Below are 6,448 nucleotides of genomic sequence, written 5' to 3'. Positions count from 1 at the left end.
AATTAATAATTAAATGGGGTCGCAAAATCAAAAATAAGGGTAATGCTTGTATCACAGTTTAAATGTGCAACAGCTTACAAGCATAAAAGGAATCTACAGGAGTGTGAGGGAAAGAACTCCAACGCTCGAGATGAATGGGAATATTGTTGAGTAAATCAGCCATCAGAGTCACAAAACCCAGCAGAAAGCAAGACAAATGACGCTCTTTTTTAAGAGCAATAGGCTCATTTAAAGCAATATGTTCAGGGGGCAGTTGTGGCAAATTCGAGGCAACCGATCGACCCTCCTGAGTGCCACCCAAGATCACCATCCATAAAGTGGCAACAGCCAGCACTAACCACATTCGTTCGGCTCGTTGTGGGTCAAGTAAACGGGTATTATGCCATTGCCAGCCATCAGATTTGAGATCGCGGTAAACACCTTCGGTACAAGAACGCAGCCCATACCAGAGAACGTTTGCTTCTTGAGGTTTAAGGTCTGTCAGAATCAACCACGGGTCTTTGTAATCTAGATCCCAACGAGCTAGGAGCGTACAAGAAAGAGGGTTAGTTTTAAAGCACAGGACTTCTGCGGCCCACGATTGTCCGCCGGGACGAACCAGATCTGCCAGTGGCTGCCATGTTTGTTGAGATGGCAGACGATAAGTTCCTTGATGGTTGATACGTAGGAAAGGATGCCAGCCCACGCTTTTAATTAATTGATAAAGCCAATCAGCATACAATCCTCGATCGGTCGCCACGATCACCCTAAAGTTGGCCGGAATTACGCCTTGAACTTGGGAAATGAGTTTTTGCCAATGAGGTTTCCAGCTTCCGGGCTCTGTGGCATTCACCACACACCAAGCTACCGGAATTCCCGACCCAGCTAACAAGATGTTCATCGATAGAACTGTAAATTTATCTCCGATGCTAGTGGCATCCAATGCTAAGCTAATGTCTTCCACATTTTTTGGCAGTAAACTCAGCACCCACAACAGTAAAGGAGCAAAACAACTACGAACATCCAACTCACGACGGTGAAGTCCTTTTTTGGCTGGGGCTTCCTGATACCATTCTTTTAATCGCTGACGAACTGTATTCGTTTTTTCTCCGTTGATTTGGGCAATTAAATGCGAAACTTGGGTTAAGCTGCTAGATGTAGCCATGACTGTGCCAAAGCTCCATGTCGCTAACCCAATCGCTTGAGGTATCGACAAATGAGCCATTCGTTGAGACACGATACATGACCAATCTTTGAGATGCTTATTGTTCAGCATTGAGGTTGTTTCCGCATTCGGAGTGTTTCGTTCGATTGCCTTGATTATCGCTCGCGACAAGAGCCGATCGCCCGTGACAAGAGCCGATCGCCCGTGACAAGAGCCGAGCCTCATCTGCTGGCGATCGTCAAAGTATCCCAAATGGGTTCCATACTATCTCCCTGTAAAAAACCTACACCTGTCAGACCCCAACCCTCCCCTAACCCGCTGGGAGTCCGTAATAAATTTAGACATGATGCGAGGATTGCTATATAACTAAAGCATTAAGATTTCTTTCTCATTTTTCTGTTGGAAGGTCTTTTAGGCAGTCGCTTAATTTCACTTTCGCCTCCTTGAACTTCTACTTGTTGGAGATTTTCTTCTACTTTTTCTATAACTTCTAAATCAACAATTTCAACATCGCCCCCGCTGATTTCTTCCTCTTCCTCAATCTCCTCCGAATTCGGTTCATTAACGATTAACTGCACGGCTAACAGAGAAGGGTGAACGGGCAATTGTGCGATTTCTTTACTAATTTCAACTTCTCCCATCCGATGCTCAATTTCCGCCGATAAATCTTCCTCGGTAGCAGGAAAGTTATCAATTTCTTGACTAATTTCAGTTTCTCTGATTTCCTTGTCTACTAGCTGCATGGATAACTGCTGCTTTTCCCTTGACAATTCCTCAACCTTAGTCGCAAGCATTCTAATCTGTTCGTTGAGAACGCGAATTTCTCGGTTTTGCTGCTGAATCATTTCTTCGGCATCAGCAAGAGTTCGATTTCTCTCTAATATCACTTCATTTTTAGTTTCTAATTCCAAAGCGCTCATAGCCGCTTTAATTACATTATAAAAATGCGGCTTAGATACATCAACTTGTTTAGCATTATGGCGACTTTTTCCCAAAAGTCCAATCTTTTGTCCTTGCTTAACAGCCAAAACAAAACCTTGATGATTTTTTATTTTTAATTCTTTGACAAAATCTACTTGAACTAAACTGCAAATATATTTGTGACAGTCAAAATAAAATTCTGCTTTCATCAAAAAGCACCCCTTTCTGCTACAGTCCCGCAGAATTATAGCATGAACAACGTTAAAACTCGAACAAAATTTATAAAAATAGGGTGGGCACGGAGGGCTGTATGCTAATTTATAAATGTATGCGATGTCAAGAGTTGTTCAGGACTTATGCGAAAAATCGTTTGGCGCGCTAATTCTAGCAGTAATGGGCGCATTGCGCCCCTAAAAAATTAGGTTCTGCGGGCAGGAATTTAAATATTTTGGCTTAGCAAAACTCGCCAACTGCGACATATTTGATAAATTAATTGTTTTTTTTGCTGACATAAGCGATTTCCAATCCGTGACGATAATAAGCTGTTTCTAAATCAACCCTTTCAGTTTTAACATCAGGTTCTAATTCAAAAAAGCTTAGCTGAATAGGCTCATTTGTTTTTTGAGCTTTGTTAAACTTACTCAAAAGTCTTTCTTCTAAATGCTGGTGTGATTCTAAATTGCCATCTGAAAGAATGTGATTAATTTGTAAATTAAATTTTTTAAGTTTGTGGCAAAGTAAAATAGTCCTATGACAAGTAATCGGGTCTTTTTCCGCACACATTAAACTGATTTTATAATTGGCTGCGCCTTGGAGCAAGCGCTGAATTCCTGCGGAAAATAGAGGAGTTGCTGCTATGCGATCGTATAAAGCTTTACCGCTAGTATCGTAACAGCTTAAATCCTCTGGTCTTGCGCCTAACTATTTGCCTAAAAAAACATAGTGAATGCCAACATTTGACAGAGAAGCTTTAATTTCTGATTTATTAAAATGAGGTAAATAGCGGCTAAAAGGATGCGATCGCACGTCCGCAACTGCGGTAATTCGGTGTTGTTGCAGCAGCAAAACAAACGCTTCAATACTCAGATTGGAGTGTCCGATCGTAAATAATTCCATTGCTTCGATCTTACTATGCAGTCCGCCTGCGCGAAGGAAAATTTGTGTAGCCCGATGGTTTCAACCTGTAGACTTCAACTTGTGGGTTTTTTCACCAACTTTTGAATCACAAGTTGCAAAGCCAGCAGCATCAAACCCAAAGACGCGAACGCAAAAACACCCGCACCCAAAGCCACAATCCCCATGACTAAAGTTCGCACAGCCGCGCCAATATTAATCGCAGTTACATTGTCAGAATGAATGGGCGAATTTGCAAAAGTTTGGACGATCGACAAAGTTAGCGCGTACAAAGCCGCCGCAAACCCGCCCGCGATCAGCGAACCCATCACGCACCGCAAAATCGTCGGCGGCGTGGAAGATGCAGAGGTTGCATCTCCAGCCGAACTCAGAGGTTTAGAAGTTGAATTTGGATTAGTTAAATCAGCCATGGCGATTTTAGATTTTAGATTTTAGATTTTAGATTTCTGGTTAATTCACCAAAACTAAAATCGGTGTTGCATGACATATTATCAGTTCTTCGATCTCAATAGACTCTGCGAAAAGTTAGATTAATCTTGACCCTCGCCTGTTAGACACGTTTAACTGGCGATGGCGATCGCACCCTCTTCGAGTTACACCCTCGAAATCGGCGGTTTCGTCTCGTTTCCCTCCGAAAAAATCTGAATTCCAGTATTGCTAAACTGTGCTACCCAAAAATCCAAATCTGGAGAAGCGATCGCAGTTTTAACCCGTTCCATAACTTGCTGAGCCTGCTCTGAAGACTCGGCCAGCGCAAACACCGTCGGCCCGGAACCCGACATCATCGTTCCCAAAGCCCCCGCCGACTCAAAAGCCTGCCGCAACTGCAACACCTGCGGGTACACGGGCAAAGCAACTTTTTCTAAATCGTTGTGCAGCAATTGACCAATTTTAGATCGATCTTTGTGGGCGATCGCCCCCACCATCGGGCCCGAATGCAGCCGTTGCCGACGGCACTCCAAGTCTTCCGCTGCACAATAGGAACTACTGAACTGCTGGCGATAAGTTTGATACGCCCATGCCGTAGAAATACTGAGATTACGGTACTTAGCCAACACCACAGAAAAGCCCCCCAAATCAGGCAGCGGCGACAGTTTATCTCCGCGACCAGTTGCCAAAGCCGTACCTCCAGCAATGCAAAAAGGCACATCCGAACCCAAAGTTCCCCCCAACTCTTGCAACTCCGACTGAGTAAGTCCCAATTGCCACAGCAAATCCATCCCGACTAAAACCGCAGCCGCATTTGCAGAACCGCCGGCAAGCCCCGCCGCCACTGGAATCTGCTTGTGAATAGCAATCTCGACTCCGCCGTATTTCGCCAAAGCATCGGGGAATTGCTTCGCCAACAAATCCGCCGCCCGGTAAGCCAGGTTATTCTTATCAGGAGGGACTTGCGGGTGATCGCAGCGCACGCGAATCGTGTCCGTACCGATCGCGCGCAAGTCAATTCGATCGGCTAAATCTATGCTTTGAAGTACCATCGCCAGTTCGTGATATCCGTCGGGGCGATCGCCTATGATTTCCAGATACAGATTGATTTTTGCTGAAGCTAGTAGAGAATATGAACGCATAGGTGATTAAGCCGCAGGTGAAAGAAACCCCTGGTTGAAATTAATTGACACCAGTCCGAGTCCATTTTCTCACAACTCAAAGGAAATATTATGCAGGAAATGTGGAAAACTTTTTTTAGTTCCGGGTCATTTATTCCTCACGGTCACTGCTATCTCTGGCATACCCCGTTAGTCTGGCTTCACGTTGCCTCAGATTCTATAATTGCACTGGCATATTTTTCCATCCCGATTACATTGGTTTATTTTATTTCCAAACGCCAAGATTTGCCCTTTGATTGGATCTTTGGCCTGTTTGGAGCCTTTATCGTCGCCTGTGGCCTCACTCACATATTTGAACTCTGGACACTTTGGCATCCTACCTATTGGCTTTCAGGAACAATGAAAGCAATTACTGCCTTTATTTCATTTGCTACAGCCATACTTTTGGTAGACTTAATTCCTCAAGCCCTCGCACTTCCTAGTCCCGCACAGTTAGAATCCGCCAACCAACTCCTAGAAGCTGAAATTGTTGAGCGCCAATTAGCAGAAGCTGCACTACAACAAGCTAAAGAAGAATTAGAGATTCGAGTTGAGGAACGCACGGCAGAGTTAAAGTCTCAAACTCAACATTTAGAATTCGCCAACCGACTCCTAGCATCTGAAATTGTCGATCGCCAATTAGCAGAAGCTGCACTACAACAAGCTAAAGAAGAATTAGAAATTAGAGTTGAGGAACGCACGGCAGAGTTAACGTTTCAAACTCAACAGCTCGAACAAGCATTGTCTGAATTGAAGCAGGCTCAATCAAAGCTAATTCAGAGCGAAAAAATGTCATCTTTGGGGCAATTGGTCGCTGGGGTTGCTCATGAAATCAACAATCCGATTAACTTTATTTACGGCAATATTACTCACACCCGCCAGTATGCGAATAGTTTGCTAGAACTGGTTAATCTCTATCAAGAGCAGTATCCGAATCCCCTACCTATAGTTCACGAAACAATCGAGTCTGTAGATTTAGATTTTATCATTTCTGACCTGCCAAAAATATTAACTTCAATGAAAAATGGTGCCGAGCGCATTCTCGGTATTGTCAAGTCGCTGCGAATTTTTTCTCGCCATGACGAAGCAGAAAGGAAATTAGCCGACATTCATGAAGGAATTGACAGCACACTGATGATTTTGCAAAGCCGATTGAATGCTAAGCCCGGTTTGTGGAGCATTCAAGTTATCAAAGAATATGGCACTTTACCGAAAATAGAGTGCTATCCCGGACAGCTAAATCAAGTATTTATGAATATCATCGCTAATGCTATTGATGCTTTAGAAGAGGACTGCCACAGCGCGTCGATTGCAGCCAATGAAGCTAATCCCCGCATGATCAAAATTTCTACTAAACTTTTAGACAGTGAAGTGGTAGAAATCCGAATTAGCAACAACGGGCCAGAAATAACAGAATCCGTGAGGAACCACTTATTTAATCCATTTTTTACCACTAAACCAGTAGGCAAAGGCATAGGATTGGGTTTATCGATCGGCTATCAAATTATCACAGTAAGACATCAAGGCGAATTGCAGTGTATTTCTGCACCGGGCCAAGGTGCGGAATTTATTATTAAAATTCCGATTAGCCTGCAATAAACCTTTAAAAATCCCCAAAAACTTAAATTCAAATGTTAGTAGTCACACCCAAAATTTCTTA

5 protein-coding genes and 1 pseudogene are annotated in these 6,448 nt (G+C 43.5%); 1 reads left to right on the top strand and 5 read right to left on the bottom strand.

Going from position 1 to position 6,448, the window contains the following annotated elements; genetic code table 11:
- Positions 1-58: 58 nt before the first annotated feature.
- The 5 genes and pseudogenes from QT996_RS23295 to ispE all read right to left on the bottom strand — a co-directional run bounded on the left by QT996_RS23295 (position 59) and on the right by ispE (position 4,770).
- A complete protein-coding gene (locus QT996_RS23295; RefSeq protein WP_333049361.1) occupies positions 59-1,396 on the bottom strand; it encodes an endonuclease in 1,338 nt (445 codons plus the stop codon).
- A 122-nt stretch (positions 1,397-1,518) separates the two neighbouring features.
- Positions 1,519-2,274 carry a hypothetical protein gene (locus QT996_RS23290; protein ID WP_333049359.1) on the bottom strand — a complete coding sequence of 252 codons (756 nt, stop codon included), beginning with the start codon at positions 2,272-2,274 and terminating at the stop codon, positions 1,519-1,521.
- Between the two features lie 280 nt (positions 2,275-2,554).
- Positions 2,555-3,181: pseudogene (locus tag QT996_RS23285) on the bottom strand (DUF488 domain-containing protein).
- Positions 3,182-3,255: 74 nt separating this feature from the next.
- Positions 3,256-3,609, bottom strand: a complete 354-nt coding sequence (locus tag QT996_RS23280) for a DUF3082 domain-containing protein (RefSeq protein ID WP_333049358.1) — start codon at positions 3,607-3,609, stop codon at positions 3,256-3,258.
- Between the two features lie 183 nt (positions 3,610-3,792).
- Positions 3,793-4,770: a 4-(cytidine 5'-diphospho)-2-C-methyl-D-erythritol kinase gene (gene ispE, locus QT996_RS23275; RefSeq protein ID WP_333049356.1), complete on the bottom strand. Its 978-nt coding sequence runs from the start codon at positions 4,768-4,770 to the stop codon at positions 3,793-3,795.
- Between the two features lie 90 nt (positions 4,771-4,860).
- Between ispE and QT996_RS23270 the strand changes: the two genes are divergently transcribed.
- Positions 4,861-6,387, top strand: a complete 1,527-nt coding sequence (locus tag QT996_RS23270) for an ATP-binding protein (RefSeq protein ID WP_333049353.1) — start codon at positions 4,861-4,863, stop codon at positions 6,385-6,387.
- The last annotated feature ends 61 nt before the right edge of the window (positions 6,388-6,448 follow it).

This window comes from Microcoleus sp. S13C4, assembly GCF_036700865.1.
GTDB lineage: Bacteria > Cyanobacteriota > Cyanobacteriia > Cyanobacteriales > Microcoleaceae > Microcoleus.
Note: the sequence above shows the minus strand (reverse complement) of the source record. Positions and strands in the feature narration are given on the sequence as shown.